This is a genomic window from Glaciecola siphonariae, assembly GCF_042652645.1.
GTDB classification, from domain to species: domain Bacteria; phylum Pseudomonadota; class Gammaproteobacteria; order Enterobacterales; family Alteromonadaceae; genus Glaciecola; species Glaciecola siphonariae.
Genome location: NZ_JBHSGU010000005.1, coordinates 1 through 25048, shown reverse-complemented (window position 1 = coordinate 25048; position 25048 = coordinate 1). Strand labels below are relative to the sequence as shown.

The 25048-nt window shown below is 45.0% G+C and carries 29 protein-coding genes; 23 read left to right on the top strand and 6 right to left on the bottom strand.

Features of this window, described 5'->3' with window-relative positions; genetic code table 11:
• Nucleotides 1-135: 135 nt before the first annotated feature.
• From ACFO4O_RS11345 to ubiD, 4 genes are all read right to left on the bottom strand, one after another.
• Complete coding sequence (locus tag ACFO4O_RS11345) at nucleotides 136-924, bottom strand: substrate-binding periplasmic protein (RefSeq protein ID WP_382408581.1); 789 nt, start codon at nucleotides 922-924, stop codon at nucleotides 136-138.
• A gap of 70 nt (nucleotides 925-994) precedes the next feature.
• Nucleotides 995-2368, bottom strand: a complete 1374-nt coding sequence (locus ACFO4O_RS11340) for a M28 family metallopeptidase (RefSeq protein WP_382409576.1) — start codon at nucleotides 2366-2368, stop codon at nucleotides 995-997.
• A 171-nt stretch (nucleotides 2369-2539) separates the two neighbouring features.
• Nucleotides 2540-3235 carry an NAD(P)H-flavin reductase gene (gene fre, locus ACFO4O_RS11335; RefSeq protein WP_382408579.1) on the bottom strand — a complete coding sequence of 232 codons (696 nt, stop codon included), beginning with the start codon at nucleotides 3233-3235 and terminating at the stop codon, nucleotides 2540-2542.
• 210 nt (nucleotides 3236-3445) lie between these two features.
• The gene (ubiD, locus tag ACFO4O_RS11330; RefSeq protein WP_382408577.1) at nucleotides 3446-4915 is read right to left on the bottom strand and encodes a 4-hydroxy-3-polyprenylbenzoate decarboxylase; all 1470 of its coding nucleotides are present in this window, start codon (nucleotides 4913-4915) and stop codon (nucleotides 3446-3448) included.
• 220 nt (nucleotides 4916-5135) lie between these two features.
• Here ubiD and ACFO4O_RS11325 point away from each other — a divergent pair, with 220 nt between their 5' ends.
• The 3 genes from ACFO4O_RS11325 to ACFO4O_RS11315 all read left to right on the top strand — a co-directional run bounded on the left by ACFO4O_RS11325 (nucleotide 5136) and on the right by ACFO4O_RS11315 (nucleotide 7637).
• Nucleotides 5136-5735, top strand: coding sequence for a tetratricopeptide repeat protein (locus ACFO4O_RS11325; protein WP_382409574.1), 600 nt, complete (start codon nucleotides 5136-5138; stop codon nucleotides 5733-5735).
• A gap of 191 nt (nucleotides 5736-5926) precedes the next feature.
• A complete protein-coding gene (locus ACFO4O_RS11320) occupies nucleotides 5927-6475 on the top strand; it encodes an HNH endonuclease (RefSeq protein WP_382408575.1) in 549 nt (182 codons plus the stop codon).
• A 163-nt stretch (nucleotides 6476-6638) separates the two neighbouring features.
• Nucleotides 6639-7637, top strand: a complete 999-nt coding sequence (locus ACFO4O_RS11315) for a branched-chain amino acid aminotransferase (RefSeq protein ID WP_382408573.1) — start codon at nucleotides 6639-6641, stop codon at nucleotides 7635-7637.
• 18 nt (nucleotides 7638-7655) lie between these two features.
• Here ACFO4O_RS11315 and ACFO4O_RS11310 read toward each other — a convergent pair whose 3' ends face one another.
• Complete coding sequence (locus ACFO4O_RS11310) at nucleotides 7656-9197, bottom strand: SGNH/GDSL hydrolase family protein (protein ID WP_382408571.1); 1542 nt, start codon at nucleotides 9195-9197, stop codon at nucleotides 7656-7658.
• A gap of 258 nt (nucleotides 9198-9455) precedes the next feature.
• Between ACFO4O_RS11310 and rnr the strand changes: the two genes are divergently transcribed.
• The 20 genes from rnr (at nucleotide 9456) to rplQ (ending at nucleotide 23600) form a co-directional block, all read left to right on the top strand.
• Nucleotides 9456-11879: a ribonuclease R gene (rnr, locus tag ACFO4O_RS11305; protein ID WP_382408569.1), complete on the top strand. Its 2424-nt coding sequence runs from the start codon at nucleotides 9456-9458 to the stop codon at nucleotides 11877-11879.
• Between the two features lie 9 nt (nucleotides 11880-11888).
• Nucleotides 11889-12626: a 23S rRNA (guanosine(2251)-2'-O)-methyltransferase RlmB gene (gene rlmB / locus ACFO4O_RS11300; protein WP_382408567.1), complete on the top strand. Its 738-nt coding sequence runs from the start codon at nucleotides 11889-11891 to the stop codon at nucleotides 12624-12626.
• 240 nt (nucleotides 12627-12866) lie between these two features.
• Entirely contained in the window at nucleotides 12867-14858 is a 1992-nt protein-coding gene (locus ACFO4O_RS11295; RefSeq protein ID WP_382408565.1) for a methyl-accepting chemotaxis protein, read from the top strand.
• Nucleotides 14859-15108: 250 nt separating this feature from the next.
• Nucleotides 15109-15477, top strand: a complete 369-nt coding sequence (rplN, locus tag ACFO4O_RS11290) for a 50S ribosomal protein L14 (protein ID WP_124029309.1) — start codon at nucleotides 15109-15111, stop codon at nucleotides 15475-15477.
• A 12-nt stretch (nucleotides 15478-15489) separates the two neighbouring features.
• Nucleotides 15490-15804, top strand: coding sequence for a 50S ribosomal protein L24 (rplX, locus tag ACFO4O_RS11285; RefSeq protein WP_382408563.1), 315 nt, complete (start codon nucleotides 15490-15492; stop codon nucleotides 15802-15804).
• Between the two features lie 16 nt (nucleotides 15805-15820).
• Nucleotides 15821-16360 (top strand): 50S ribosomal protein L5, encoded by a 540-nt coding sequence (gene rplE, locus ACFO4O_RS11280; RefSeq protein WP_382408561.1) that lies wholly within the window; start codon nucleotides 15821-15823, stop codon nucleotides 16358-16360.
• Nucleotides 16361-16371: 11 nt separating this feature from the next.
• Complete coding sequence (rpsN, locus tag ACFO4O_RS11275) at nucleotides 16372-16677, top strand: 30S ribosomal protein S14 (protein WP_382408559.1); 306 nt, start codon at nucleotides 16372-16374, stop codon at nucleotides 16675-16677.
• A 12-nt stretch (nucleotides 16678-16689) separates the two neighbouring features.
• On the top strand, nucleotides 16690-17082 hold the full coding sequence (gene rpsH / locus ACFO4O_RS11270) for a 30S ribosomal protein S8 (RefSeq protein WP_382408557.1): 393 nt from the start codon (nucleotides 16690-16692) through the stop codon (nucleotides 17080-17082).
• 13 nt (nucleotides 17083-17095) lie between these two features.
• Entirely contained in the window at nucleotides 17096-17629 is a 534-nt protein-coding gene (gene rplF, locus ACFO4O_RS11265) for a 50S ribosomal protein L6 (protein ID WP_382408555.1), read from the top strand.
• Nucleotides 17630-17641: 12 nt separating this feature from the next.
• Nucleotides 17642-17995 (top strand): 50S ribosomal protein L18, encoded by a 354-nt coding sequence (gene rplR / locus ACFO4O_RS11260; RefSeq protein ID WP_382408553.1) that lies wholly within the window; start codon nucleotides 17642-17644, stop codon nucleotides 17993-17995.
• Nucleotides 17996-18004: 9 nt separating this feature from the next.
• On the top strand, nucleotides 18005-18508 hold the full coding sequence (gene rpsE, locus ACFO4O_RS11255; RefSeq protein ID WP_382408552.1) for a 30S ribosomal protein S5: 504 nt from the start codon (nucleotides 18005-18007) through the stop codon (nucleotides 18506-18508).
• 6 nt (nucleotides 18509-18514) lie between these two features.
• Nucleotides 18515-18697 carry a 50S ribosomal protein L30 gene (rpmD, locus tag ACFO4O_RS11250; protein WP_382408550.1) on the top strand — a complete coding sequence of 61 codons (183 nt, stop codon included), beginning with the start codon at nucleotides 18515-18517 and terminating at the stop codon, nucleotides 18695-18697.
• Nucleotides 18698-18700: 3 nt separating this feature from the next.
• Nucleotides 18701-19135, top strand: coding sequence for a 50S ribosomal protein L15 (rplO, locus tag ACFO4O_RS11245; RefSeq protein WP_382408548.1), 435 nt, complete (start codon nucleotides 18701-18703; stop codon nucleotides 19133-19135).
• Nucleotides 19136-19141: 6 nt separating this feature from the next.
• Complete coding sequence (gene secY / locus ACFO4O_RS11240) at nucleotides 19142-20449, top strand: preprotein translocase subunit SecY (protein ID WP_382408546.1); 1308 nt, start codon at nucleotides 19142-19144, stop codon at nucleotides 20447-20449.
• A gap of 32 nt (nucleotides 20450-20481) precedes the next feature.
• Entirely contained in the window at nucleotides 20482-20598 is a 117-nt protein-coding gene (gene rpmJ, locus ACFO4O_RS11235; protein WP_214452558.1) for a 50S ribosomal protein L36, read from the top strand.
• Nucleotides 20599-20739: 141 nt separating this feature from the next.
• Nucleotides 20740-21096 (top strand): 30S ribosomal protein S13, encoded by a 357-nt coding sequence (gene rpsM / locus ACFO4O_RS11230; RefSeq protein WP_382408544.1) that lies wholly within the window; start codon nucleotides 20740-20742, stop codon nucleotides 21094-21096.
• 15 nt (nucleotides 21097-21111) lie between these two features.
• Entirely contained in the window at nucleotides 21112-21504 is a 393-nt protein-coding gene (gene rpsK / locus ACFO4O_RS11225) for a 30S ribosomal protein S11 (protein ID WP_214452560.1), read from the top strand.
• Nucleotides 21505-21525: 21 nt separating this feature from the next.
• The gene (rpsD, locus tag ACFO4O_RS11220; protein WP_382408542.1) at nucleotides 21526-22146 is read left to right on the top strand and encodes a 30S ribosomal protein S4; all 621 of its coding nucleotides are present in this window, start codon (nucleotides 21526-21528) and stop codon (nucleotides 22144-22146) included.
• Between the two features lie 19 nt (nucleotides 22147-22165).
• Nucleotides 22166-23155 carry a DNA-directed RNA polymerase subunit alpha gene (locus ACFO4O_RS11215; protein WP_382409572.1) on the top strand — a complete coding sequence of 330 codons (990 nt, stop codon included), beginning with the start codon at nucleotides 22166-22168 and terminating at the stop codon, nucleotides 23153-23155.
• A 43-nt stretch (nucleotides 23156-23198) separates the two neighbouring features.
• Nucleotides 23199-23600 carry a 50S ribosomal protein L17 gene (gene rplQ, locus ACFO4O_RS11210; RefSeq protein ID WP_382408540.1) on the top strand — a complete coding sequence of 134 codons (402 nt, stop codon included), beginning with the start codon at nucleotides 23199-23201 and terminating at the stop codon, nucleotides 23598-23600.
• A 94-nt stretch (nucleotides 23601-23694) separates the two neighbouring features.
• Here the strand turns inward: rplQ and ACFO4O_RS11205 are convergent, their stop codons facing one another.
• Entirely contained in the window at nucleotides 23695-24498 is an 804-nt protein-coding gene (locus tag ACFO4O_RS11205) for a hypothetical protein (protein ID WP_382408538.1), read from the bottom strand.
• Nucleotides 24499-25048: the final 550 nt, after the last annotated feature.

Below are 25048 nucleotides of genomic sequence, written 5' to 3'. Positions count from 1 at the left end.
TTCATAGTTAACGCCTAATGGATACCAAGACCTGAGCGAGAGTGATTTTCTTTCAAGCGGTGCTTTTTAATATTCGCTTGCAATCAATATTAGCTTTGAGCTCAAAGCAATGATTTGCAAAAATTACGGAAACTTCTACCAACGCTTCACGATATCTTCGTACATGGTTTCGTCGAGTATGCTTTTTGCGTTTACAGACGGAAGATAAATCTCGTCGTACTGCTGGGTGGTTTTCAGTCTTTCGATGCCTTCGTTCAGCTTAGTAATAACGCTTTGCGCATCGGCAAAGGCAGTGCGCATTCCTAAGCTTATATCTACGCTGAACAAGGGCTCGCTTGAAATATAAAGTGGCTCTTGCCCCACGGCGATGAGCATTTTGTTCATTTCGTCGAGCATTATTTTGTCGGCCACAATGTAGTTCACTCGCTGTTCGGCCAGTTGTTGAACATTATTGAAAAAATCTTGGGTGCGGGCCCAGTTAACTGACCTTTCGCTGCGCACTTGGTCGGTGTTTGCAAAACGTGTTTCTAAACCCACGCGTTTGCGATTGAGCTGGTCGAGACGATTCATGTTGGCAGCATCGGCACTAGTAGATGCTACGTGCAGCGCGATATTTGCAAACGGCTTTGAATAAACATAGTTGAGTTTCGGATTATCTAGTGAGTAGTGGTCAATGTAACCGTCGAAGCGACCGTTTCTGAGGCCGCTTCCGGACCAAGCTTGTGTGGTGGCCGTTAGGGTGACATTCTCGTTTGCAAGCGCCGCTTCAATCAAATCTGTTAAGCGCGAGGGTTGCCCTCTATCGTTAATCAAGGTCTCGACTTTGTTGCCCACTAATCTAACTTCTTGAGCATGTGGTTGCGCGATCACTGCACCAAGCAACATAAACGCACACACCAACGGATGATACCAACGATTAACCATTTCCTACCTCAAAGTTTTACATCTAGGAGTAAAACGTGCCACAGTAGATAATGGATTATAAATTTCGCGCTTATTCGCCAAACGCGCCAGCAGCACCAGGATAAACTACCGGGCTTTCGAAACCGTCGTTACTCACGCTCGCTACGCCAAAAAAGTAATTGTCGATTACAATGTTTTCCAGCGTAAACTCACTGACCTTTCCAACATAGCGGCTAAACTGCCACTGCGGCGCATCTGTGTAACGCCAGTAGATTTTATAGCCTTTAAGCTGAGGGTTTTCTTCAGGGTCAAGCTCGCTCCATTTGAGCGTGGTTGAAGGCTGAACCGCGCCACTTATCTCTACCTTGGTGGGTGGTTTTGGCGCCCATGCCATGCTGGCAAGAGACACGGCATTTAACGCGGTAAGCTTTGCGGCGTAGTCGAAGTCTACGCCGTCAATGGTGTCACCATAAACAATGCCGCCTTCGGTGCGCAGGTCCTGATGTTGACGATTATAATTTTCATTTGTTTCCATGATTCTTACGCCAGGATAACCTAAGTCGTTAAATGGACGGTGGTGACCTCCACGCCCAAAGCGATCAAGGCGGTAAACTACCATGGTATCGAGATTGTCTATGTAGCGGTCGGCCATCATGTCGATGTAGCGCGCAAGATTTCGACTGGGCGAATCAACCTCACCACCGGTAAAGCGACGTCGCCTCGCCTCATCATCGGTTTCTATATGACGCGTGCCTTCGGCAAATATACGCGCAGAGGTGTTGTCAATTACGCCGTTAACACCTTCAATATTGCCAATCATATCGTTGTTAAGCACAGCTTTAAGCTGCCAATTATTTGCCTTTGCGTAATCGGCTAAGATACGCCCACCAAATAAACCCTGCTCTTCACCCGCCAGAGCGGCATATACAATACTGCCGTTAAACTTATATTTTGAAAGAACCCGAGCAGCTTCAAGCGTGCCAGCAACACCGGAGGCATTGTCGTTTGCACCGGGTGAATCGTCGGTAAAATTCATTACATCGCTCACTCGTGAGTCGATGTCGCCGCTCATTAGAACGTAGCGATTAGGATCACTTGTACCTTTTTGTATCGCAATGACGGAAACTACCTCTACCGGGTCAGGTATTCGGCGTTCACCAGAGATGACTTCAGACTGATAAAACACCTCTAAGCAGCCACCGCAATCAGCAGAAATTTTGTCAAATTCAGCTTTAATCCAGCGGCGCGCTGCGCCAATGCCGCGTGTTTCAGACTCCGTCTCGCTCAGCGTATGGCGAGTGCCAAAACTTACTAAAGTGCTTATGTCTTGCTCAATATTGCTGGCAGATATTGCATCAGCAATATCGTGTAATACTTGTTGATCGTTGTACTTCACTTGTGTGTTAGGTGCGCCGCTTTGCGCAAAAGCGCTAGTACTGAGCAAGATGCCTGCGCTTAGGCACATAAATACGCTTACAAGGGGCAATAAAAATTTAAATCTGCGGTCTTCGGTATTGGTCATGATTTGTCCGTTCTGCGTTGGTTCATGCTAGTAATTTTTGTTCGTTATTTACGTTTTAGAAACTCGCCTTTAAGCGATTCACCTTTAAGTGATTTCCTTCAAGCGCCTCACCTCTTAAATAAAGGCAAAGGCATCGCCAATTAAGTTTTCTGCTTTTAAACCCAATGGAAGCAAATCGGCCTTAACAGCTTTTGCCATGTCAAAGCGGCCGGCTACATACACTTCTATCGCGCTAAAATTGGTAAAATCTTGCATGACGACTTGATGCACAAAGCCCACTTTGCCGGTCCAGTCACTGTCAGGTAATTCTACTACCGGGATAAACTTAAAATGCGCGTGCTTATTACTTAGGGCTTGTAATTCGGCCGCTTCGTATAAATCGGCAAATGATTTTGCCCCCCAGTACAAGGTCACTTTGCGTTCGGGTTGCGTCTCTAAAATATTAAACAATACTGATTTAGTGTAAGAGTAACCGGTGCCTCCGGCAATCAACACGGCCTCTAACTGTGTATTTTTAACATGTGCATTGCCTAAACCTACCTCGAGCATTAACCACTGCTGTTGTTCAAGGCGCTGCAGAACCTCATAAGCGTAGGGGTTGTCGGGGGTGGCACCTATATGCAGTTCAATCAAGTCGCTGGTAGCAGGAGTATTGGCGATTGAAAAAGGCCGTTTATCTTCGTCTGCCATGACTACTTGTAAATACTGGCCTGCTTTAAAGTTGATGGGTTCTTCAGGTTTCAAAACAATTTTAAAAACATGAGGGGTAAGTGATTCTTTACTAAGCAAGTTTGCTTTTGTGAGTGTCATGGTGTTCCTGTGAATTGTCTTTATGGCACTGCTGTGCTTTTTATTTGTAGACCTAACTTGTGTAGACCTAATTTGTGCAGACCTGGTCTGTATTGTCAATTCCTGCAAGGGCCTAAGCTATGTCAACCTAAGCTATCTTGACCTAAGCTATGTTGACCTAGGCCATGTTAATCTAGGCTATGTCAACGAGGCGCAAACGCAGGACGCGGCCTATTTCAATAGGCCTAATTCGTCCCAAATTTTATCCACTTTCTGCTTTACCGCTTCGTCCATCACAATAGGGGTTCCCCATTCTCTGTCGGTTTCACCCGGTAATTTGTTTGTGGCATCCATACCCATTTTAGAGCCGAGGCCCGACACCGGTGAAGCAAAATCTAAATAGTCTATTGGCGTATTTTCAATTAATGTGGTGTCGCGAGCAGGGTCCATCCGCGTGGTAATCGCCCATATAACGTCATTCCAATCTCTAGCGTTAACGTCGTCATCGCATACTATCACGAATTTAGTGTACATGAACTGGCGTAAAAACGACCAAACGCCCATCATTACTCGTTTAGCATGTCCGGGATACTGCTTCTTCATGGTGACAACGGCCATACGATACGAGCAGCCCTCGGGTGGTAAATAAAAGTCAACAATTTCAGGAAACTGCTTTTGTAAAATGGGCACGAACACTTCATTAAGCGCAACGCCCAAAATAGCAGGTTCATCCGGCGGCCGTCCGGTATAAGTGCTGTGATAAATCGGCTTATCCCGATGGGTAATATGGGTGATAGTGAATACCGGAAAGGAATCAACTTCGTTGTAGTATCCGGTGTGGTCTCCATAAGGTCCCTCATCGGCCACTTCATCTTGTGCGATATAACCTTCGAGCACGATCTCGGCGCTCGCGGGCACCTGTAGATCGTTAGATACGCACTGCACAACTTCGGTTTTATCGCCGCGCAGTAAACCAGCAAAGGCATATTCAGACAGTGTGTCTGGAACAGGCGTGACGGCCCCTAAAATCGTCGCGGGGTCTGCACCAAGAGCAACTGACACTGGATATGGTTCACCCGGATGAGTTTGACACCATTCTTTAAAATCAAGCGCGCCGCCCCTGTGCGACAGCCATCGCATTATTATCTTGTTTTTAGCAATTACCTGCTGGCGATAAATGCCTAGGTTTTGACGTTTTTTATGCGGACCGCGCGTAACGGTCAAACCCCAAGTTACCAAAGGTGCAGCGTCGCCGGGCCAGCATCGCTGAATGGGGAATTTATATATATCAACGTCGTCACCGCTGATCACGTTTTGTTGGCATGGCGCCTTTCGAACGACTTTTGCCGGCATATTGAGCACTTGTTTAAACACGGGGATTTTACTGACTAAATCTTTTAAGCCCTTGGGCGGCTCTGGCTCTTTTAAAAAGGCAAGGAGTTTTCCGACTTCACGTAAGGCTTCCACAGATTCTTGTCCCATACCCAATGCAACCCGTTCCGGCGTGCCAAACAAGTTTGCTAACACTGGAATTTTGCTGCCTTTTGGGTTTTCAAACAATATAGCAGGACCACCTGCACGTAGCGTTCTATCAGCGATTTCGGTCATTTCCAAATCAGTGTCGATTTCCATAGAAATGCGTTTTAACTGGCCTTTTTTTTCGAGTTGGTCGATAAAGTCGCGCAGGTCTTTATATTTCATTGGCTAAATTTCATTCTCGTGTTGGCAAAGTGATTGATGTTGGTCATAAACGTGCATCAGACCGATGTATAAATACTACAGCAAATTTGCACTTCGCGATTACATGAGACCAAATTCTTTTAGCCTTAATGAAATCTTAGTCATGCCGATATATCCATATAGTTATGCTAACAAAGAGGCAAGCGACGTGAGACAGTGTCAATTTCTGGCGCCCTTAGTAATCATACTGGCGCTTTTACTATCGCCCAAAACGCTGGCGCAGCAGCTTGAAGCGGTTCAGCTATATTCGCAAGACGAGTTGATAAAACTTATTAATCAAAATGCACATCTCCAGCGTGTGGTCGATGACCGCTGCCAGTTGGTGCAAGACATAGAAGCGCGTGCCGATATCATGCGGGTGCCTGCTTATCAATTTTTATGGGGCGACATGCTTGCATGGGGTGTTTGTGTTGAACAAAATCCAGTCCAAGGTGTGCACTTCATGCGAGAAGCCGCAGGACAAGGCTTGCCTGCCGCCTTCGAGCAACTCGGACGCTATTATGCAAGCGGTAAGTTAGTACAAGAAGACAAAAAACGCGCGGTAATTTATCTACGAGAAGCATCTGCATTGGGTAATTTAAAAGCGCAAATACAGCTTGCTGAGTTATTTATTGATGGTTACGGCAGCCCCTATGATTTTGAAGACCTATACCACTGGTTGTATAACGCGGTAACAAGTGACAGCGATACCCACCAGAAAATCGCAATTTATATGCGTGAACTCGAATACCTAATGCACCCAAAGGCAATAAGAAGTGCTCGCCGTCCGCTCGCTGGCTAAGTCTCACTGCCTGAGTATAGCGCTTAGGCAGGACCGAGAAGATGCCACAGCGTTGGCGTGTGTAAAACAAAACATACGCGTGTAAACACAAACGATACAAAAACACCCGAATAATAGTTGCGCCCGCGCGCACAAGACTGTCATATTGCTTAATTAACAAACAATTAAAATAATTCTTTTGGGATTTGCTAATGTTAATTTTGCGCTTAAATAAGTCAGGAATGCCGCAAACTTGGATATCACAAGAAGAAGCGGCAAAGTGCTATGTACAAGATAAAGTATTGTTCGAACTTGGTGAGAGTAAAGTTGTGCTGCGAGGCGGCTGGAATCGCTTAGGTGAGCAAAGCACCCTAGCAATTTCAACCATCATCGCTTGTGACGGCAAAATCACGCAAGACGCAGGAAAGATATCGCTCTGCAATCGTTATCTATTTCGTCGAGACAGCAATACTTGCCTATATTGCGGCGATACATTTAGCACAGTAAAGCTCACCCGAGACCATATCATTCCTCGTTCACGAGGCGGCAAAAACACGTGGACAAATTCAGCAACCGCCTGTAAGCGATGTAATCATGCAAAAGGCGCTCGCACGCCTGAAGAAGCAAACATGAAACTGCTTGCAGTGCCGTTTGTACCGAATATTTACGAACGTTTCTTTTTGATGAATCGCACTATACTGAGCGACCAAATGGCTTTTTTGAGCTCACACTTTTCACAAAAACGCGCTTGGATTAACTAAGCCGGCCACATGTGACAAAGATCAACAGACCCGAGCAGTGAAACAATTTATTTTCACGAATCGCTGGTGTTTATCTACATCAATAGAATAGAATTTCGTCTATTAGCTAAAACATAGTTTACGACCCATCGTAAGCGACTATATTGTGGAGATAAGCAAAGTAATGGCTGCATTTGGAACGGTATTTATGCCAGAAATGGCGCTCGCTAAATTCGAAAATGGCGCATGGAGCAAAGCAGAATTTGTTAGTGCGAGCTCTCTTCAAATGCACCCGGGAGCGCATGTTCTTCATTATTCAAGCACCTGCTTTGAAGGGCTTAAAGCATTTAAGCATGACGACGGCAGCATCAATATTTTCAGGATGGACCAAAATATTAAGCGCATGGCTCAAAGCAGTCGCTTACTTAATTTGCCAAAAGTAGACGGCAAACAGCTCGAATCCATGATTCTAGATGTAGTGAAAAAATATGCTGATGAGGTGCCAGCACCGCCTGGCTCCATGTATATTCGACCAACGCACATTGGCATTGAACCTTCTATCGGTAAGGCCGCAGCCCCCTCTGCAACGTCTTTGCTATATGTGTTGTTATCGCCGGTGGGTGATTATTTTGCAGGTGGTGCTAAACCGCTTCGATTATTGTTAGCCGACAACGGCATGCGCTGCGCACCGCATATGGGCATGATAAAAAGTGGTGGTAATTATGCGAGCGCGCTAGGACCTATTTTGGAGGCACGTGAAAGCGCCAATGCCGACCAGATACTGTTTTGTCCGGGTGGTGATGTACAAGAAACAGGAGCCGCTAACTTTGTATTAATTGACGGCAACGAGATTATTACTAAACAGTTAGACAGCACATTTTTGCATGGGGTAACCCGCTCTTCTATTTTAACCTTGGCAAGCGATTTGGGCATGACGGTAAGTGAGCGCGAAATTTCGGTCGATGAACTGCTTGAGCGAGCCGCTAAACCGGGCACTGAAGCCGCTTTGTCGGGAACTGCTGCTGTTCTTACCCCCGTTGGTACGCTCATCCATGAGGGTAAAGAACGGTTGGTAGGCAGTGGTGAAATGGGAGCAACAACCGCTAAGCTTCGCTCTGCGCTAAACAAAATTCAATGGGGGCAAGCTGAAGACACCCACGCTTGGCTTACCAAAGTTAATTAGCGCTCAAAGATATAAGGCCTATTTTACCTTACTAATGCTCACCTTCATTGCCGCGGGCTTGTTTACGCGGTAGAGCTGCGTATTTAGCTCGGCGGCCTTTGCTCGTAGCGCGGGCGCTTTGTGGGCATTCTCGATGTAGTTTTTCGCTTGATTTTTTAGGTAGTCGTACCACGGCTTACCCTTACTTTTTTCTACATGCATATCAAGGGTTTCCTTAATGGCTTGCGCGCTTGAACGGTCTCGTTCCGGGTAAGGGTCGAGCATACTAAATTCCACTTGTAAAATGTCTCGAAGCTGTCGTTCAGCATAAGCTCTTTGGTCATTAACTGCCTTTACCGCTAGGGCCTGTTTATACATTGGCGTGTTGGTGTAAGACGCAAGATTTACACCTTGCGCTAATGCTTTGTGATCAAGTGAATCAATATTAATATAATCAATAGTCAGTGAATACTCACCAACCTCCAAACCCCTAACTCTTAAATTTAACTGATTAAAATCTTGGGTAAAAGGCACCCAATTGAGAGCGTCTTGTTGCTCGCTACTGACTGGAAAGGGAAGACCATTTAAGCGGCAGCTGAATTCAATGGCGGTTGGGCTGATTTGTTCAATATTTTTATCATTACAGCCGCTCAGATTGTAAGACGATTGCGCCGCATTTATGGCTATATCTGCGATGTTTTGGCGAGTAAAATTCTCGTGTAAGATGCTGTAGAACATGACGAAGTGTCCAGCAGGACCCGGATGAATTCGGTCGCTACCTACTACGCTAAAATCTGGCTGCTCGTACTGATAGACCTCATTGATCATCTGCATGGGCACTTGAAAATCAATAATGCCAATATTTTCCTCACGTGCGTACTCGCTCAGGATTTGTCCGTAAACCGCCAACTCATCATTTACTCCCAGCATATTCTCGCGCGCAAGAACCGCAGTTTGGTCGTAAATAGAGGGTGTAAAAATGGTGATGTCCACCTCGTCATCTTGCAGTTGCTGAATTAAGGATTTCATATTCGCCAAATAGTCGGCTCTAGTATCACGGCGGCGCTCAATAAGAGCCTGTTTGGCATCCCCGGTAAGGGCATTATTGCGAGGTGAGTAGAGCTCTCTGTTTACATCGTTCATACCGAGCATAATCGTTGCATCGCTTGGTGAATGTATGGCGATATCTCTGCTGTAGCGAGCATTGGTCCCGCTCGCGGTATCGCCAGAAATCCCCGCATTAATAAAGCTCAGTTCAACATCTGTAAAACGCAGCGCATAAAACAGCGCAAGGTTCACATGATAGCTACCGCCGTGGGTGATTGAGTCCCCAATAAAAATCAGGCGATCGCCATCTGAAAGTGATAAAGGAAGGTTTGCATCGGCACTAGATTTGCGGTCATTTAATGTATCTTCAGAATCGTTTTTTACCTTGGCAAGGTCATCACTAAAGGCCACCGCAGAGTACTGCAAACACAGTAAAGCGAACAAAAAGTATGCCATCAATTTGGCTGCATAGCGCATTTTTTTATTAAGATTGGAGGTAAATGGCAAGGTCATTTCAAAGGTCCTTTTTTCCATATTTAATGCAAGTGGCTTTAGTGGCGCCTTGTATGCGGACTATTTGTAGGCACGTCAATAGTATTAGCGGTTACGTTGGTGACGTCAAAACATACCGCTATTTATTATCCAGAGCTATATTTTCCTTAAGCGCATGGTATTTAAAAACGCCAAGCGCATGTTTGAGCCTCTTTCGGCTCGATTAAGGCGAGACATTCTTTATCGCCACGGAACTGTTATACTATGCGCTCAAATAAAGCAAAAAACTGAAATTATTGAATGAGTAAAGACCCGCATTTTGCGCGTGAACAAGAAAAATATGAAAATCCTGTGGCCAGCCGCGAATACTTACTGAGTATTTTAAAGGCGCAGGGTGAGGCTTTGTCGTTTTTAGACATTTGCCAAATCGTTAAAGCAAAAGATGAAGATAGCCGAGTTGGTATCCAGCGCCGATTGCGAGCGATGGAGCGAGAGGGGCAAATTGCCTTCAACCGTGATAAAAAATACGAAGTACAAAAACAGGCCGAACTGATACGCGGAAGAGTGATTGGGCATAGAGACGGCTTTGGCTTTTTAAAGCACTCTCTTACCGAAAAAGACTTTTTTATCCCCATTCACCAGATGGCCACTGTGATGCATGGTGATATGGTTGAGGGTACGGTTGACGGCCAAGACCGCAGAGGCCGCACTGAATTTAGAGTCAACCGCGTTATCGAACCACGCGTAGACCCGATTGTAGGTCGATACTACACCGAAAACGGCCTAGGCATGGTAATACCCGACGATAACCGCATTTGTCATGAAATCATGATAGCTGACGAGCATAATATGGATGCCCGTCAGGGTAATGTTGTGGTGGTTGAGATAATACAGCGACCACGACGCCGCGTGAGCGCTATCGGTAAAATCACAGAAGTACTTGGTGAGCACATGGCGCCTGGTATGGAGATTGAGACAGCCCTGCGTAACTTTGATATACCGCATCAGTGGCCCTCTGGTGTTCTCAAATCGGTGGAAAGTCTCACTGAAGAAGTCCCTGAGGATGCTAAAAAGGGCCGAATCGACCTGCGTCAATTGCCGCTAGTTACGATAGACGGTGAAGACGCCCGAGACTTTGACGACGCCGTATACTGTGAACCATTACCGCAAGGTGGATGGCAGTTGTGGGTGGCGATAGCAGATGTTAGTTCTTACGTGCGTACCGGCACAGCACTTGATACCGAAGCCCAAAATCGTGGCAACTCAGTGTACTTTCCTGAGCAGGTTATTCCCATGTTGCCTGAAAAACTTTCCAACGGATTGTGTTCATTAAATCCCGAGGTAGACCGCTTGTGCATGGTTTGCGAAATGACAATTGATGCCCGCGGAAAGCTGCAGGATTATCAGTTTTATGAAGCGGTAATGCGCTCGCATGCGCGCTTTACTTATACAAAAGTCTGGCAAATTTTGCAGGGCGACGAAGACCTAATTGAGCGGTATCAAGAGCGCGTGCCAGAGCTGCATCATCTAAATGACTTATACGGCGCTCTAAAGCTTGCGCGCACAGGGCGTGGTGCCATTGAATTTGAAACTCAAGAAACGAAGTTTGTGTTTAATGCACAACGCAAGATTGAGCATATTGTGCCATTAGTAAGAAATGATGCTCACAAAATCATTGAAGAATGCATGATCATGGCAAATGTGTGTGCCGCGCAGTACATTGAGAAGAACAAAGCTGAAACCTTGTTCCGAGTACATGACAAGCCCGATGCAGACCGCCTGCTAAGTTTTAGAAATTACTTGCGTGAAATTGGTGTTGAGTTTACCGCCTCTGAAGAGCCGAGCCCGCATGATTTTACGCGCATAATCAGCAAAACCGCCAATCGCATAGACAAAGAGCTCATTCAAACTATGCTGCTTCGCTCCATGAAACAGGCGGTATATGACGGAGCAAACGTGGGTCATTTTGGTTTGGCGCTCGAGGCCTATGCGCATTTTACTTCACCTATACGTCGCTACCCCGACTTAATTGTGCATCGCGTAATTAAAGCGATACTTAACAAAAACAATAACGATAAGGCATGTAAAGGGGCTAAGTTTTATAGCGAAGATGAGATTACGCAGTTAGGCGAACAGTGTTCGACTACCGAGCGTCGTGCAGATGATGCTACTCGCGATGTAGCCGACTGGTTAAAATGCGAGTTTATGCAAGAGCATGTGGGTGATGTATTTGAGGGCGTAGTGGCCTCGGTTACAAACTTTGGTTTGTTTGTGCGGATCAGTGATTATCATATCGACGGACTGGTGCACATAACCTCTCTTGCCTCAGATTATTATCACTATGATGAGCTTAAGCAGTGCTTAGTAGGCGAAAATCACGGCATAAGTTATCGTCTCGGCGATCCCTTGAAAGTAAAAGTGGCTGCGGTCAATTTGGATGAGCGTAAAATAGATTTAATCATCGACGGCTTGCCAGCCATTTCACGGCAGTTAAAAACGAGCAAAAGAAAAGGTAAGGGCGCGAGTAAATCTACCAAGCCAGGCAAAGGCGGTAATAAATCAGGTAGCGGTGCCAAAGACAAGCCAATGAAGCCCGGCAAAGCGCAAACAAACGCAAGCAGCGGCAAAGATAGCTCGGGTAAAGGCTCCAAACCATCGAGCAAGCGTAAGTCTGGACCTGCATCTAAGCGCAATAAAAGTTCGCGCAATAAGCCCAAACGTTAGGAGATAACATTGGCTCAGCAAGAAATGATTTATGGTTTGCATGCAATTGCGTCGATACTCTCCAATGAGCCCGAGCGTATTCTCGATATCATGGTAGCTAAAGGGCGTGATGATGCGCGCATGAATGAGGTAGTCAAGCAGGCTCGCAAGCAGGGCGTCGCCGTTCAATTTGTGCAGCGTAAAACCTTAGATGACAAAACCAACGGTGAACAACATCAGGGCATTGTTGCAAGAGCAAAACCAACACGCGTGTTAAACGAAGCCGACTTAGACACTATTATTGAACGTAATCCAACGCCATTCTTACTTGTGCTAGACGGCGTAACAGACCCCCATAATTTAGGTGCCTGTTTGCGAAATGCAGATGCTGCTGGGGTACATGCGGTAATCGTACCTAAAGATAACTCTGCTTCAATCACGCCCGTTGTTCGTAAGGTGGCGGTAGGCGCAGCGGAAACCGTGCCCTTGATTCAGGTAACAAATTTAGCTCGCACCCTCAAACATATTCAACAAGAGGGTGTTTGGGTGGTGGGTACAGCCGGTGAAGCCGAGCAGGTCATTTACGATTGCAAACTAAACGGTGCCATCGCATTGGTTATGGGCGCAGAAGGTAAAGGCATGCGCAGACTAACTCGCGAAACCTGTGATGAGTTAGTCAAACTTCCTATGGCGGGCGAGGTCTCAAGCTTGAATGTGTCTGTTGCCAGCGGCATCTGTTTGTTTGAAATTGTAAGGCAGCGAAGTTAGTGACCAGGCAACGATAAATCCGCTTTCTAAGCTAATTGTGTAATCATACTTCACGATGCGCGAGTGCGTTTCATTTCATCACTAAGCGCAGTTCCTACTAGGTAAATAAACCAAAGTATAATCATCTAATCTATATTTCAGCCGATACCGGACTAAGTTGGGGTGCATGTGTACCTTGTTTTTCAAAAGCGAAAGATTCTTCTTTTAGCGCTTTTGTACTGTTGGTTTCTGAGAATGAGTATGGTTAGTATAAAATCGTTGAAGGTGTCGAACGCCATTCTCCTTATTTCAATCGGACCCACTGTGCTTGCATTGGCAGCAGTCCTCATGTTGGTGTTTGCCTCGCAGCAACAAGCTAAACAGGCCGAGTTTGCGCGAGATGTTGTGTCTCTCATTACTTTATTTGATAACGTCGCGCACTCTCATGCCGTTGAACGAGGCATAACAGCGGGTTTTTTAGCAAGTGGCGGTCTTTCTGGTCGTGATGCCCTAAGCACCGCTCGAAGCAATGCCGATTCAGCTGCTGAAAATCTCTTGGCGGTTAGCGACGAGCAATTTAGCCAGATTGACCAAGCACTTCTTCAAAATATAAAGCAACCCGTTGTTGAGCTCTTGTCGAAAAAAAGCGCACTTCGAGCAGCCGTTGATAATCTTAATCCTGCTAGCGATTCGTTTGGATACTATTCAGCGCTTAATGCACAAGCATTGAGAAGTATTGAGCTGCTTATTTTTAAAGTTGCCGATCGTGAGGTTACTTCGATGCTTGCTAGCAATTTACAACTGCTTTGGTTGAAAGAGCGAGCGGGACAAGTGCGAGGCGCATTGAATGGCGCGTTCAAAGCCAAAGAAGTTAAACCCGTTCAGCTTGCGGCAGTGCGGCAATATTTGCGCGATGAGTCAAACCGAGCCCAAGCTTTTTATATTTGGGCAAATGACGAGTTTCAAGCAAGTTTCAATGCGTTGGCAGCAGGTCGCTCATGGCAGGAAGTTAGCAATGTGTCGCAACAAATCTCGGTAACTGAGCCTGGTTTTGTTGAAGGACCAGACAATTGGTTTGAGCTAAGTACAACGCGTATCAAAGACATTAAAGGACTCAGTGATAGCATCAGTAGGCATATCACAGAATTAGTCGATGAAAAACTAACATCGCTTAGGTCCCGAACCACCATGATTTTTGTGGTTAACGCCGCTATCCTCATTCCACTTGTTTGGCTTGGCATAATGGTGAGGCGGTCAATCGCTACAAGGGTAAGCAAAATAAAAAGCTACTTAGCCAAAGTGTCGCACGATAAGGACTTTACACAAGGTATCAATTGCGACTCAAACGATGAGTTGTCTGACATCATTAGGTCTTTAGATAAACATATTGGTGAAATAAATACGAATTTTGTTGAAGTAGCTCGCCAAAGCGAGCGCGCCCAAAGTTTAGTAGAACAAGTCGCAAACGGTTCAAAAATATCGATGCACGAAGCAGAGTCACAGCAAATGCAAACATCGCAAATATCGACTGCGATGCAGCAGATTTCACAAAGCAGTCAGCATGTAAGCAAAGATATGCAGCAGGCGGCGCACTCTACTGAGGCCATTTCGTTGACTGGGCGAGAAAACGAGACAAGCATGAAGCAAATGCATGAAAGTATCAGTTTACTCAATAGCGAACTTATGCAGTCTTTTGAAGTGGTTCAAGAGGTTTCAAACAACACCGAAGATATAGGTATGATTCTTCAAACAATCGAGTCTATTGCAGCACAAACAAATCTTTTAGCTCTCAACGCGGCGATAGAGGCTGCGAGGGCGGGTGAACAAGGAAGGGGCTTTGCTGTTGTTGCCGATGAGGTAAGAAACCTTGCCAAACGAACCCAAGACTCTACAGAGCAAATTAATTTGGTTATTGAGGTGTTGATTTCGAGCGCGCACAAAGCGATGGATTCTATGAAACGATGCACTGCGATGACAGCTTCATCAACCGAGAGTGTGGACGAGGCGCTTAGCAAGGTTCAAACGTTATTCACAAACCTTGAGGCTATGAACATGACGATAGAAAAAGTAGCCGATGCAATCGAAGAGCAAAGCGTGGCTGTGCTGCAGGTGTCAGCAAGTGCGCAAAACATTGATGTTGGCGCAAAAAATATTCTATCATCATGTCAGGCAAGCGAATCGACCATATTCGAGCTGTCAGCAAGTTGCAGTCAACTTAACACAAACATGAAAACATTTAGCTTGCGTAATTAGCTTTCAATTTGGCGCAAACCTGCGTATTCTAAGCTCCCCCAGTCAAATAGTTGGCTGTCTCTCGCACAGCATTTCAGCGCTATAAAATAATATCTTGTTTTTCGTAAATTAAACTACACGTCCCACGTCTTTTCTGTTATAGTTTCGCGCCCTTTTTGTAGGGGTATGGTCTATTTTTCTCAGTTTTTTGAGATTTTATAGCAGCTTAGCGACTCGATAGAGTCATAATTTAACAGCGGAGCACTAACTAATGATCCAAATGCAAACTAACCTGGACGTTGCCGATAACTCGGGAGCTCGCAGGGTTCAGTGTATTAAGGTTCTTGGTGGCTCGCATCGCCGTTATGCACATATCGGTGACATCATCAAAGTTACTGTGAAGGAAGCAATTCCACGCGGTAAAGTAAAAAAAGGTGACGTTCTGAATGCAGTGGTGGTGCGTACTAGGAAAGGCGTTCGCAGAGCAGATGGTTCAACTATCCGTTTTGATAACAACGCAGCTGTCTTGCTTAATGCAAACAAGCAACCTATTGGTACGCGTATCTTTGGCCCGGTCACACGTGAGCTTCGTGGAGATAACTTCATGAAAATCATTTCATTGGCCCCAGAGGTACTATAAGGAGTCACGATAATGGCTAATAAAATTCGTCGTGATGATGAAGTAGTCGTATTAGCGGGTAAAGACAAAGGAAAGCACGGCAAAGTATTACGTGTTGTAACTGAATCTAACCGCGTTTATGTAGATGGCGTTAACATTGTTAAGAAACACCAAAAAGGAAACCCGCAAGCGGGCGAGCCTGGCGGCATTATTGACAAAGAAGCTTCTATTCACGTTTCAAATGTAGCGATTGTTAACTCGGCAACGGGTAAAGCAGATCGCGTCGGTTTCCGTTTTGAAGATGGCAAAAAAGTGCGTTTCTTCAAATCAAACGGCGACTTAGTTTAATTTATTGGAGAGTACGATGGCGAAACTGCATGATTTCTATAAAGAAACAGTAGTAGCTGAACTTGCGAAGCAGTTCGGGTACAAAAGCGTCATGCAAGTCCCTCGGATTGAGAAAATCACCTTAAACATGGGTTTAGGTGAAGCAGTTGCTGACAAGAAAGTTCTTGAAAATGCGCAGGCCGACATGGCTGCCATTGCAGGTCAAAAACCAATTGTTACTGTTGCTAGAAAATCTGTCGCGGGTTTTAAAATCCGTGAAGGTTATCCGATTGGCTGCAAAGTAACCCTACGTGGCGAGCGTATGTGGGAATTCTTAGAAAGACTTATTTCTATTACGTTTCCTCGTATCCGTGACTTCCGTGGTCTTAACCCGAAATCTTTTGACGGTAAAGGCAACTACAGCATGGGTGTGCGCGAGCAAATCATCTTCCCTGAAATCGATTTCGATAAAGTGGATAAAGTGCGCGGTATGGATATTACTATCACTACCAGTGCTGAAACTAACGACGAAGCGCATGCACTTTTAACTGCATTCAACTTCCCGTTTAGAAAATAAGGTGTAGGGTTATGGCAAAAGAATCAATGAAGGCACGCGAAGTAAAACGTGCCAAGCTGGTTAAGAAGTATTCAGCTAAGCGTACGACGCTAAAAGCAATCATCAATGATGTGAATTCTTCTGAAGAAGAGCGTTGGGACGCTGTTCTAAAGCTACAACAACTTCCACGTGACTCAAGCCCATCGCGCAAGCAAAATCGCTGTCGCGTAACGGGTCGTCCACATGGTTTCCTACGCAAATTTGGTCTTTCTCGTATAAAGCTTCGTGAAGCTGCAATGCGTGGCGAAGTCCCTGGCCTTAAAAAAGCCAGCTGGTAAGGAGTAGCAGATATGAGCATGCAAGATCCAATCGCAGATATGTTTACCCGTATTCGTAACGGCCAACAAGCGGCAAAAGTTACGGTAGCGATGCCTTCTTCTAAAGTACGCGTGGCAATTGCCAAGTTGTTACAAGCTGAAGGTTATGTCGAAGGTTTCTCAGTTGAAGATGGTGTTAAACCAACACTTGAAGTCACTTTGAAGTACTTCGAAGGTAAAAAAGTAATTGATACAATCGAAAGAGTAAGCCGACCTGGTTTGCGCATCTACAAGAAAAAAGATGAGCTTCCAAAGGTAATGGGCGGACTCGGGATTGCTATCGTGTCTACCTCAAAAGGTGTGATGACTGACCGTGCAGCGCGTAAAGCGGGCATGGGTGGTGAGATCATCGGTTATGTAGCATAACGGAGGATATGATATGTCACGTATAGCAAAAGCACCTGTTACTATCGCATCTGGCGTAGAAGTTTCAATCGCCGGACAAGAAGTAACAGTCAAAGGAAAAAATGGCACCTTAACACGCGTATTTAATGATGCAGTTGAGATCGTACAAGAAGACAGCACACTGACTACTGTACCGAAAGAAGGTATGGCAAACGGTTGGGCTCAAGCTGGTACGGCTAACTCATTGTTAAATGCAATGGTTATTGGTGTAACAACTGGTTTTGAAAAGAAACTTCAATTGTTAGGCGTTGGTTACCGTGCATCAGCACAAGGTAGCAAACTCAACCTTACATTGGGCTTTTCTCACCCTGTCGTCTACGAAATGCCCGAAGGCATTAGCGTAGAAACTCCTACTCAAACTGAAATCGTTGTTAAAGGCAGTGATAAGCAGCAAGTAGGTCAAGTTGCAGCTAACATTCGTGCTTACCGTCCGCCAGAGCCTTACAAAGGCAAGGGTGTTCGTTATGCTGATGAAGCTGTGCGTCGTAAAGAAGCTAAGAAAAAGTAGGTAGGTGATACGATGGATAAGAAATCAGCTCGCTTACGCCGCGCCACGCGCGCTCGTAAGAAGATCAGTGAATTAGCTGTTAATCGCTTGGTTGTAAACCGTACACCGCGCCACATTTACGCTCAGTTAATCGCACCTAGCGGTTCTGAAGTAATTGCTTCAGCTTCTACTGTTGAAAAAGACCTTAAGGGTTCTTTGAAAGCAACAGGCAACGCAGAAGCAGCAGCGGCAGTAGGTAAAGCGATCGCAGAACGTGCTATCGAAAAAGGCGTAAAAGAAGTTGCCTTCGATAGAAGTGGATTTAAATATCACGGTCGTGTGAAAGCACTGGCTGATGCCGCGCGTGAAGCCGGTCTTCAGTTCTAGGAGTTAATTATGGCTAAAGTAGAAGTTCAACAGCAGGGCGACCTGCTCGAAAAGCTAATCGCTGTAAACCGTGTATCTAAAGTAGTTAAAGGTGGTCGCATCTTTAGTTTTACTGCATTAACGGTTGTCGGAGATGGCAATGGCCGTGTTGGTTTTGGCTACGGTAAAGCACGTGAAGTTCCTGCTGCTATTCAAAAAGCAATGGAAAAAGCACGTCGCAACTTAGTTAGCGTCGACTTAAACGGTAACACTCTGCAACATCCAATTAAAGGGCGTCACTCTGGTTCTAAAGTTTACATGCAGCCTGCCTCTGAAGGTACGGGTATCATCGCTGGTGGTGCAATGCGTGCAGTTTTAGAAGTAGCCGGTGTACAGAACGTTCTTTCTAAATGTTACGGTTCAACTAACCCAATCAACGTTGTTCGCGCAACAGTCAATGCTCTGGTAGAGATGAATTCTCCAGAGAAGATTGCTGCGAAACGTGGATTGCCAGTTGACGAAATATTGGGGTAATCGAACATGGCTAATACGATTAAAGTAAAGCAAACCAAAAGCTCGATCGGTCGTTTGCCTAAGCACAAAGCTACATTAGTAGGTTTGGGTTTACGTAAGATCGGTCATGTTCGTGAACTAGAAGATACAGCAGCCGTGCGTGGCATGGTCAACCGTGTTAATTACATGGTTGAGATCGTTGAGGAGTAAGAAATGAAATTAAATACTATTGCTCCTGCACCCGGAGCTAAACCTTCACCAAAACGTGTAGGCCGTGGTATCGGTTCTGGTTTAGGTAAGACTGGTGGCCGTGGTCACAAAGGTCAAAAGAGTCGTTCAGGCGGCTCAGTTAAGCCAGGGTTCGAAGGCGGTCAGATGCCACTTCAGCGTCGTTTGCCAAAGTTTGGTTTTACGTCGCGAGTATCTTTCGTCACGGATCAAGTTACATTAAGCGAAATCGCAAAAGTCGAAGGTGACACCGTCAACCTTGAAACTTTGAAAGCCGCAGGTCTTATCAAAAAAGAAATGAAGGTTGTTAAAGTGATCAAGAGTGGCGAAATCAATCGTGCTGTAACAGTAAGCGGATTGAGAGTCACTAAAGGCGCATTGGAAGCGATCAGCGCTGCTGGCGGTAAAGTAGAGGAATAACCGAAAATGGCGAAACCAGGACAGGGTTCAAGTGGAGGCGGTTTAAGCGAGTTACGTTCTCGTTTATTGTTTGTACTTGGCGCAATCATTGTGTTTAGGCTTGGGTCGTATGTACCCATTCCTGGTATCGACGCAAACGTGTTGGCTCAATTATTTGAGCAACAAAAAGGTACTATCGTAGAGATGTTTAACATGTTCTCTGGTGGTGCTTTGGAGCGAGCGTCGGTATTAGCATTGGGCATCATGCCGTACATTACAGCTTCAATTATTATGCAGCTGTTGTCAGTCGTGCATGAGCCACTTAAGGAAATAAAAAAAGAAGGTCAGGCCGGCCAGCGTAAGATCAGCCAATACACTCGCTATCTCACATTGGTTTTGGCAACGTTTCAATCTATTGGGATTGCAACAGGCCTTCCGCAGTTAATTCCTGGCCTAGTGCTCAATCCTGGCATCGGTTTTTATTTTACAGCTATCGTGAGTTTGGTTACCGGTACCATGTTTTTGATGTGGTTAGGTGAGCAAATTACCGAGCGTGGCATAGGTAATGGTATATCGATTCTGATATTTGCAGGCATTGTAGCGGGTCTTCCTACTGCAATTGGGCAAACAGCAGAGCAGGCACGTCAAGGTGATATCAATCTTCTTTTCTTGTTTGTTATCGGCGCTATTATCGTTGCATTAACGTACCTTGTGGTGTTTGTAGAACGTGCGCAGCGTCGCATCGTTGTAAACTACGCAAAACGCCAGCAAGGCCGAAAGGTATTTGCTGCACAGAGCTCTCACCTTCCCTTGAAGGTGAACATGGCAGGTGTTATCCCGCCAATCTTTGCATCAAGTATTATTTTGTTTCCTGGAACATTGTCGGGCATGGTCGGCCAAAATGAATCTCTTTCGTTTTTGACTGACGTATCTTTAGCTTTGTCTCCTGGACAGCCTTTGTACGTTATGTTGTATGCAGCAACGATTATCTTCTTTTGCTTCTTTTACACAGCATTAGTTTTTAATCCACGCGAAACAGCTGATAATTTAAAGAAATCCGGCGCATTTGTTCCAGGGATTCGTCCTGGTGAGCAAACATCACGTTACATTGATAAGGTGATGACTAGGTTGACCCTAGCTGGTGCTCTCTATATTACCTTTGTTTGTTTAGTGCCTGAGTTCTTACTATTGTGGTTTAACGTTCCGTTTTACTTCGGTGGTACATCATTGCTCATTATATGCGTAGTGATAATGGACTTCATGGCACAGGTGCAGACCCATTTGATGTCACATCAATATGGGGATGTTCTTAAAAAAGCTAATTTAAAAGGCTAAGGCCTTTTGTTAGCTAATTACGGAGTGATGTTATGAAAGTTCGTGCATCCGTTAAAAAGATTTGCCGTAACTGCAAAATCATCAAGCGCAACGGTGTTGTTCGAGTGATTTGTGCAGCAGAGCCAAAGCATAAGCAAAGGCAAGGTTAATCTGAAAAACATTGACCTGTTGATGTCGCGCTAGGTGTATACCTGGCGCGGCTGATTAGGTCTTAATTTGCAATTTAGTTACCGGGTAAGTATCCTAACGGGCTTTTTAGGCTGGTAACAATAATTAGAGGAGTGCTGTTAATGGCCCGTATCGCTGGCATTAACATTCCTGAACACAAGCATACGGTAATTGCGCTACAAGCCATTTTTGGTATTGGTGCAACCCGTGCAAAGGCGATTTGCGTAAATGCAGGTGTGTCAGAGTCTACCAAGATTAAAGAATTGGATGAGACAACAATCGATAAACTACGTGATGAAGTAGCCAAGTTCACCGTTGAAGGTGACCTTCGTCGTGAAGTTTCAATGAGTATTAAACGTTTGATGGACCTAGGTTGCTTCCGTGGTATTCGCCACCGTCGTAGCTTACCTCTACGTGGTCAGCGCACTAAAACTAATGCGCGTACCCGTAAAGGTCCTCGTAAACCTATTAAAAAGTAAGCGAGGGATATTACTATGGCTAAAGCACCAGCACGTAGCACGCGTAAGCGCGCAAAACGTCAAGTCGCAGACGGTATGGCTCATATCCATGCTTCTTTTAACAATACAATAGTGACGATTACCGATCGCCAAGGCAATGCACTTGCTTGGGCAACATCTGGTGGTTCTGGTTTCCGTGGTTCACGTAAATCAACCCCGTTTGCTGCACAGGTTGCTGCTGAAAGAGCAGGCGTTGCCGCGCAGGAATACGGCCTTAAGAACATTGAAGTGTTCGTGAAAGGTCCTGGTCCAGGTCGTGAATCAGCTATCCGAGCATTAAATGCCACTGGATACAAAATCACTAATATTACCGATGTGACGCCTATTCCGCATAACGGATGCCGTCCACCGAAAAAACGTCGCGTATAGACGAACAGTTGGAGAAAGATCATGGCTAGATATTTGGGTCCAAAACTCAAACTAAGTCGTCGTGAAGGAACCGACTTGTTCCTTAAAAGCGGCGTAAGAGCAATTGAAAGCAAGTGTAAAATTGACACTGCTCCTGGTCAGCACGGTGCCCGTCGCGGTCGCTTGTCTGATTACGGTGTTCAGTTGCGTGAAAAGCAAAAAGTACGTCGTATGTATGGCGTATTAGAAAAACAATTTAGAAACTACTACAAAGAAGCGGCTCGCCTAAAAGGCAATACAGGTGAAAACTTGTTGCAACTTCTTGAGCAACGTTTAGACAATGTTGTTTACCGTATGGGTTTTGCAAGTACACGCGCGGAAGCACGTCAGCTTGTTAGCCACAAGGCGATCCTGGTAAATGGAAAAGTAGTTAACATTCCATCATTCAACGTAAAAGCTGAAGATGTGGTCGCTGTTCGCGAAAAAGCGAAGAAGCAAGCTCGTATTGGCGCTGCACTAGAATTAGCAGACCAACGTGAGAAGCCAGTATGGTTGGAAGTTGACAACACTAAATTGGAAGGCACATTCAAGCGCGTTCCAGAAAGAACGGATTTATCGTCTGAGATAAACGAACAGCTGATTGTCGAACTTTACTCTAAGTAAAACTAACTAAAGAGGATACATTGTGGGTTCAGTGACCGAATTCCTAAAGCCAAGATTAGTTGAAATTGAAAACGTTTCTCCTACTCGTGCAAAAGTAACACTAGAGCCATTAGAGCGCGGCTTTGGCCATACTCTAGGCAACGCATTGCGTCGCATTCTACTTTCATCTATGCCTGGTTGTGCTGTGACAGAAGTGGAAATAGACGGTGTTCTTCATGAATACACTGCTAAAGAGGGCGTTCAAGAAGACGTTCTAGAAATATTGCTCAACCTAAAAGGTTTGGCGGTAAGTTTAGAAGGGAAGACTGAAGCAACTCTTACACTAGTGAAATCTGGCGTGGGTCCTGTAGTTGCAGGAGACATACAGCACGACGGTGACGTAGAGATTATCAATCCTGATCATGTTATTTGTACCTTAACCGGTGAAGCTGAATTAAGCATGCGCATTAAGGTCGAAATGGGTCGTGGTTATGTACCTGCTTCTGCTCGTCGTTCCTCTGAAGATGATGATCGTCCAATTGGTCGTTTGTTAGTTGATGCTTCATTCAGTCCAGTAGAGCGTATTGCTTATTCAGTTGAGTCTGCTCGTGTAGAGCAGCGCACTGATTTAGATAAGCTAATTATCGATATGGAAACAAACGGAACATTAGATCCGGAAGAAGCCATACGTCGCTCAGCAACGATTCTTGCTCAGCAATTAGATGCATTTGTAGAATTACGTGACATCTCTGTGCCTGAAGCGAAAGAAGAGAAGCCAGAATTCGATCCAATTCTCCTTCGTCCAGTGGACGACTTGGAGCTTACGGTTCGTTCTGCAAACTGTTTGAAAGCCGAAGCTATCCAATATATTGGTGACCTGGTGCAGCGTACAGAAGTTGAACTTCTGAAAACGCCAAACCTTGGCAAGAAATCTTTAACCGAAATTAAAGATGTACTTGCTTCACGTGGTCTTTCTCTGGGCATGCGCCTAGAAAACTGGCCGCCAGAGTCAATTGCTGAAAAAGATTAATCAGGTTTAAAACATAAACTGATTTATAAAGAAGGAAAGAGCTATGCGCCATCGCAAGAGTGGTAGACAGTTAAATCGCAATAGCAGCCACAGACAAGCTATGTTCAAAAATATGGCAAGTTCGTTGGTAAAGCACGAAGTTATTAAAACTACGTTGCCTAAAGCGAAAGAACTACGTCGCGTGATTGAGCCTCTTATCACACTAGCCAAGCAAGACAGCGTTGCAAATCGTCGTTTAGCTATGGCTCGTACAGGTGATAAAGAAGTGGTAGGTAAATTGTTCAGCGAGCTTGGTCCGCGTTACGACGCACGTCCAGGCGGTTATAGTCGAATTTTGAAGTGTGGTTTCCGTTCAGGTGACAACGCTCCAATGGCTTACGTTGAGCTAGTAGACCGTCCAGTTGTTGAAGCTGAAGAAGAAGTAGTTGAAGCAACTGAAGAATAAGTAATTTTATTCAATAAAAAACCCGGAACATGTTCCGGGTTTTTTGTGTCTGCTTAATGAGATATGAGTCGTCTCATTAAAATTTAGTGAGTACTTATTGTTGATAGTGTCGGTCTATAATCGCAACGATTTGCTCTTCTTCAAGACCACCCCTCAAAGCGCTTGCCTTTACATCAGCTGCAGAAATTTCATGTTCTTGGGCAAGTTGGACAAGACGTTCAATCGCGTCGGGGTGCTGTGCTAACTGTTCAACCGAGATAATAATCATGTCGTTCGATTTCTCGTCATCATCCGTTACGGTTGCAAGTAATGCGTCGAGCACATACTTTCCAACAAATGGTACTTCTTTAATAGTGGTAACTAATATTTCCATTGTCTTGTTTGGGTATGCACGTACCAACCGTTGTGCAATTTGGTCTGCTGAGTCTGGTTCAGTACTTACCGCAGTTTTGACTATTTCGTTAAAGTATTTAGGTGAATACTTGCATGCGGCTCTTGTGGCGTCGTCTGCGTAACTTGGCTCCGCATTTATTGCAATCTCAACAATCTCTGTAGGGTTGCCAACTTGGTAGCTATTAGCAACCATGATAATTTCATCTACGAAGTTCGGATTAGTCGACACCGCCGCTTGGATGATTTCTTCGTAGTGCTCAGGATAAGCGGTAAACGCAACCGACACGAAATCAACTGTTTGCTCAGGATATCTGCTAAGTAGTGAGCTTAACGCATTCCCGATACTTCGATTATTAGCAACCTGTGACTTAAAAAAGTAAACAGACTTCTTGCTAGGCGTATCTACCTGTACCTGATTTTGCGTCGAAGCTTTGTCTTGAGCAAAAACACCAGCAGTCGCTGAGGTAATTAAACACGCTGTGCATGCGAGAATTAAACGATTCATACTATTATTTGACCCGTGATTTCTTTAAAACGTTGGCTGCTTTACTCTTTATCGGCAAATCGCTATACAGCAGGACGATTAATTTACTTTGTTATTAACAAAATCACAACAACTAAAACGCTTGATGTATTAGCATCTATATTATTGCCAAGATAGTTGTGCTTTTATGTTCAATGGACTGTCAAAAACTTGTCAAAGTTCATTATTAACTCAACCATCGTACAGTAAGTAGGCAAATTCTGCGCCAAGGTAAAAAATATGAAATTATTCCTATTAAAGGCCTTGACACACGATGCAGTTTAAGTAGAATTCGCATCCCGCTTGAGAGGGTTACCTTTGAAGCGATTCGCAAATATTGCGAACGTGCAGCAAGGCACGACTCAACAAACTCCTTTAGGTAATGTTAGTCACCTTGCGCAAAAAGTTTTCGAAACTCGTTTCAAAAATTTTGCACGACAGCTCTTTAACAATTTATAACAAGACAATCTGTGTGGGCACTCATTAAGAGTGTCTACGACAAAATTTATATCGTTTCTTGGCAACAAGAAAC

What these genes read in the sequence shown, in the direction of transcription:
- ACFO4O_RS11345 (WP_382408581.1), bottom strand. Translation starts at nt 924, where the DNA reads ATGGTTAATCGTTGGTATCATCCGTTGGTGTGTGCGTTTATGTTGCTT.
- ACFO4O_RS11340 (WP_382409576.1), bottom strand. Translation starts at nt 2,368, where the DNA reads ATGTGCCTAAGCGCAGGCATCTTGCTCAGTACTAGCGCTTTTGCGCAA.
- fre (WP_382408579.1), bottom strand. Translation starts at nt 3,235, where the DNA reads ATGACACTCACAAAAGCAAACTTGCTTAGTAAAGAATCACTTACCCCT.
- ubiD (WP_382408577.1), bottom strand. Translation starts at nt 4,915, where the DNA reads ATGAAATATAAAGACCTGCGCGACTTTATCGACCAACTCGAAAAAAAA.
- ACFO4O_RS11320 (WP_382408575.1), top strand. Translation starts at nt 5,927, where the DNA reads ATGTTAATTTTGCGCTTAAATAAGTCAGGAATGCCGCAAACTTGGATA.
- ACFO4O_RS11315 (WP_382408573.1), top strand. Translation starts at nt 6,639, where the DNA reads ATGGCTGCATTTGGAACGGTATTTATGCCAGAAATGGCGCTCGCTAAA.
- ACFO4O_RS11310 (WP_382408571.1), bottom strand. Translation starts at nt 9,197, where the DNA reads ATGGAAAAAAGGACCTTTGAAATGACCTTGCCATTTACCTCCAATCTT.
- rnr (WP_382408569.1), top strand. Translation starts at nt 9,456, where the DNA reads ATGAGTAAAGACCCGCATTTTGCGCGTGAACAAGAAAAATATGAAAAT.
- ACFO4O_RS11295 (WP_382408565.1), top strand. Translation starts at nt 12,867, where the DNA reads ATGGTTAGTATAAAATCGTTGAAGGTGTCGAACGCCATTCTCCTTATT.
- rplN (WP_124029309.1), top strand. Translation starts at nt 15,109, where the DNA reads ATGATCCAAATGCAAACTAACCTGGACGTTGCCGATAACTCGGGAGCT.
- rplX (WP_382408563.1), top strand. Translation starts at nt 15,490, where the DNA reads ATGGCTAATAAAATTCGTCGTGATGATGAAGTAGTCGTATTAGCGGGT.
- rplE (WP_382408561.1), top strand. Translation starts at nt 15,821, where the DNA reads ATGGCGAAACTGCATGATTTCTATAAAGAAACAGTAGTAGCTGAACTT.
- rpsN (WP_382408559.1), top strand. Translation starts at nt 16,372, where the DNA reads ATGGCAAAAGAATCAATGAAGGCACGCGAAGTAAAACGTGCCAAGCTG.
- rpsH (WP_382408557.1), top strand. Translation starts at nt 16,690, where the DNA reads ATGAGCATGCAAGATCCAATCGCAGATATGTTTACCCGTATTCGTAAC.
- rplF (WP_382408555.1), top strand. Translation starts at nt 17,096, where the DNA reads ATGTCACGTATAGCAAAAGCACCTGTTACTATCGCATCTGGCGTAGAA.
- rplR (WP_382408553.1), top strand. Translation starts at nt 17,642, where the DNA reads ATGGATAAGAAATCAGCTCGCTTACGCCGCGCCACGCGCGCTCGTAAG.
- rpsE (WP_382408552.1), top strand. Translation starts at nt 18,005, where the DNA reads ATGGCTAAAGTAGAAGTTCAACAGCAGGGCGACCTGCTCGAAAAGCTA.
- rpmD (WP_382408550.1), top strand. Translation starts at nt 18,515, where the DNA reads ATGGCTAATACGATTAAAGTAAAGCAAACCAAAAGCTCGATCGGTCGT.
- rplO (WP_382408548.1), top strand. Translation starts at nt 18,701, where the DNA reads ATGAAATTAAATACTATTGCTCCTGCACCCGGAGCTAAACCTTCACCA.
- secY (WP_382408546.1), top strand. Translation starts at nt 19,142, where the DNA reads ATGGCGAAACCAGGACAGGGTTCAAGTGGAGGCGGTTTAAGCGAGTTA.
- rpmJ (WP_214452558.1), top strand. Translation starts at nt 20,482, where the DNA reads ATGAAAGTTCGTGCATCCGTTAAAAAGATTTGCCGTAACTGCAAAATC.
- rpsM (WP_382408544.1), top strand. Translation starts at nt 20,740, where the DNA reads ATGGCCCGTATCGCTGGCATTAACATTCCTGAACACAAGCATACGGTA.
- rpsK (WP_214452560.1), top strand. Translation starts at nt 21,112, where the DNA reads ATGGCTAAAGCACCAGCACGTAGCACGCGTAAGCGCGCAAAACGTCAA.
- rpsD (WP_382408542.1), top strand. Translation starts at nt 21,526, where the DNA reads ATGGCTAGATATTTGGGTCCAAAACTCAAACTAAGTCGTCGTGAAGGA.
- rplQ (WP_382408540.1), top strand. Translation starts at nt 23,199, where the DNA reads ATGCGCCATCGCAAGAGTGGTAGACAGTTAAATCGCAATAGCAGCCAC.
- ACFO4O_RS11205 (WP_382408538.1), bottom strand. Translation starts at nt 24,498, where the DNA reads ATGAATCGTTTAATTCTCGCATGCACAGCGTGTTTAATTACCTCAGCG.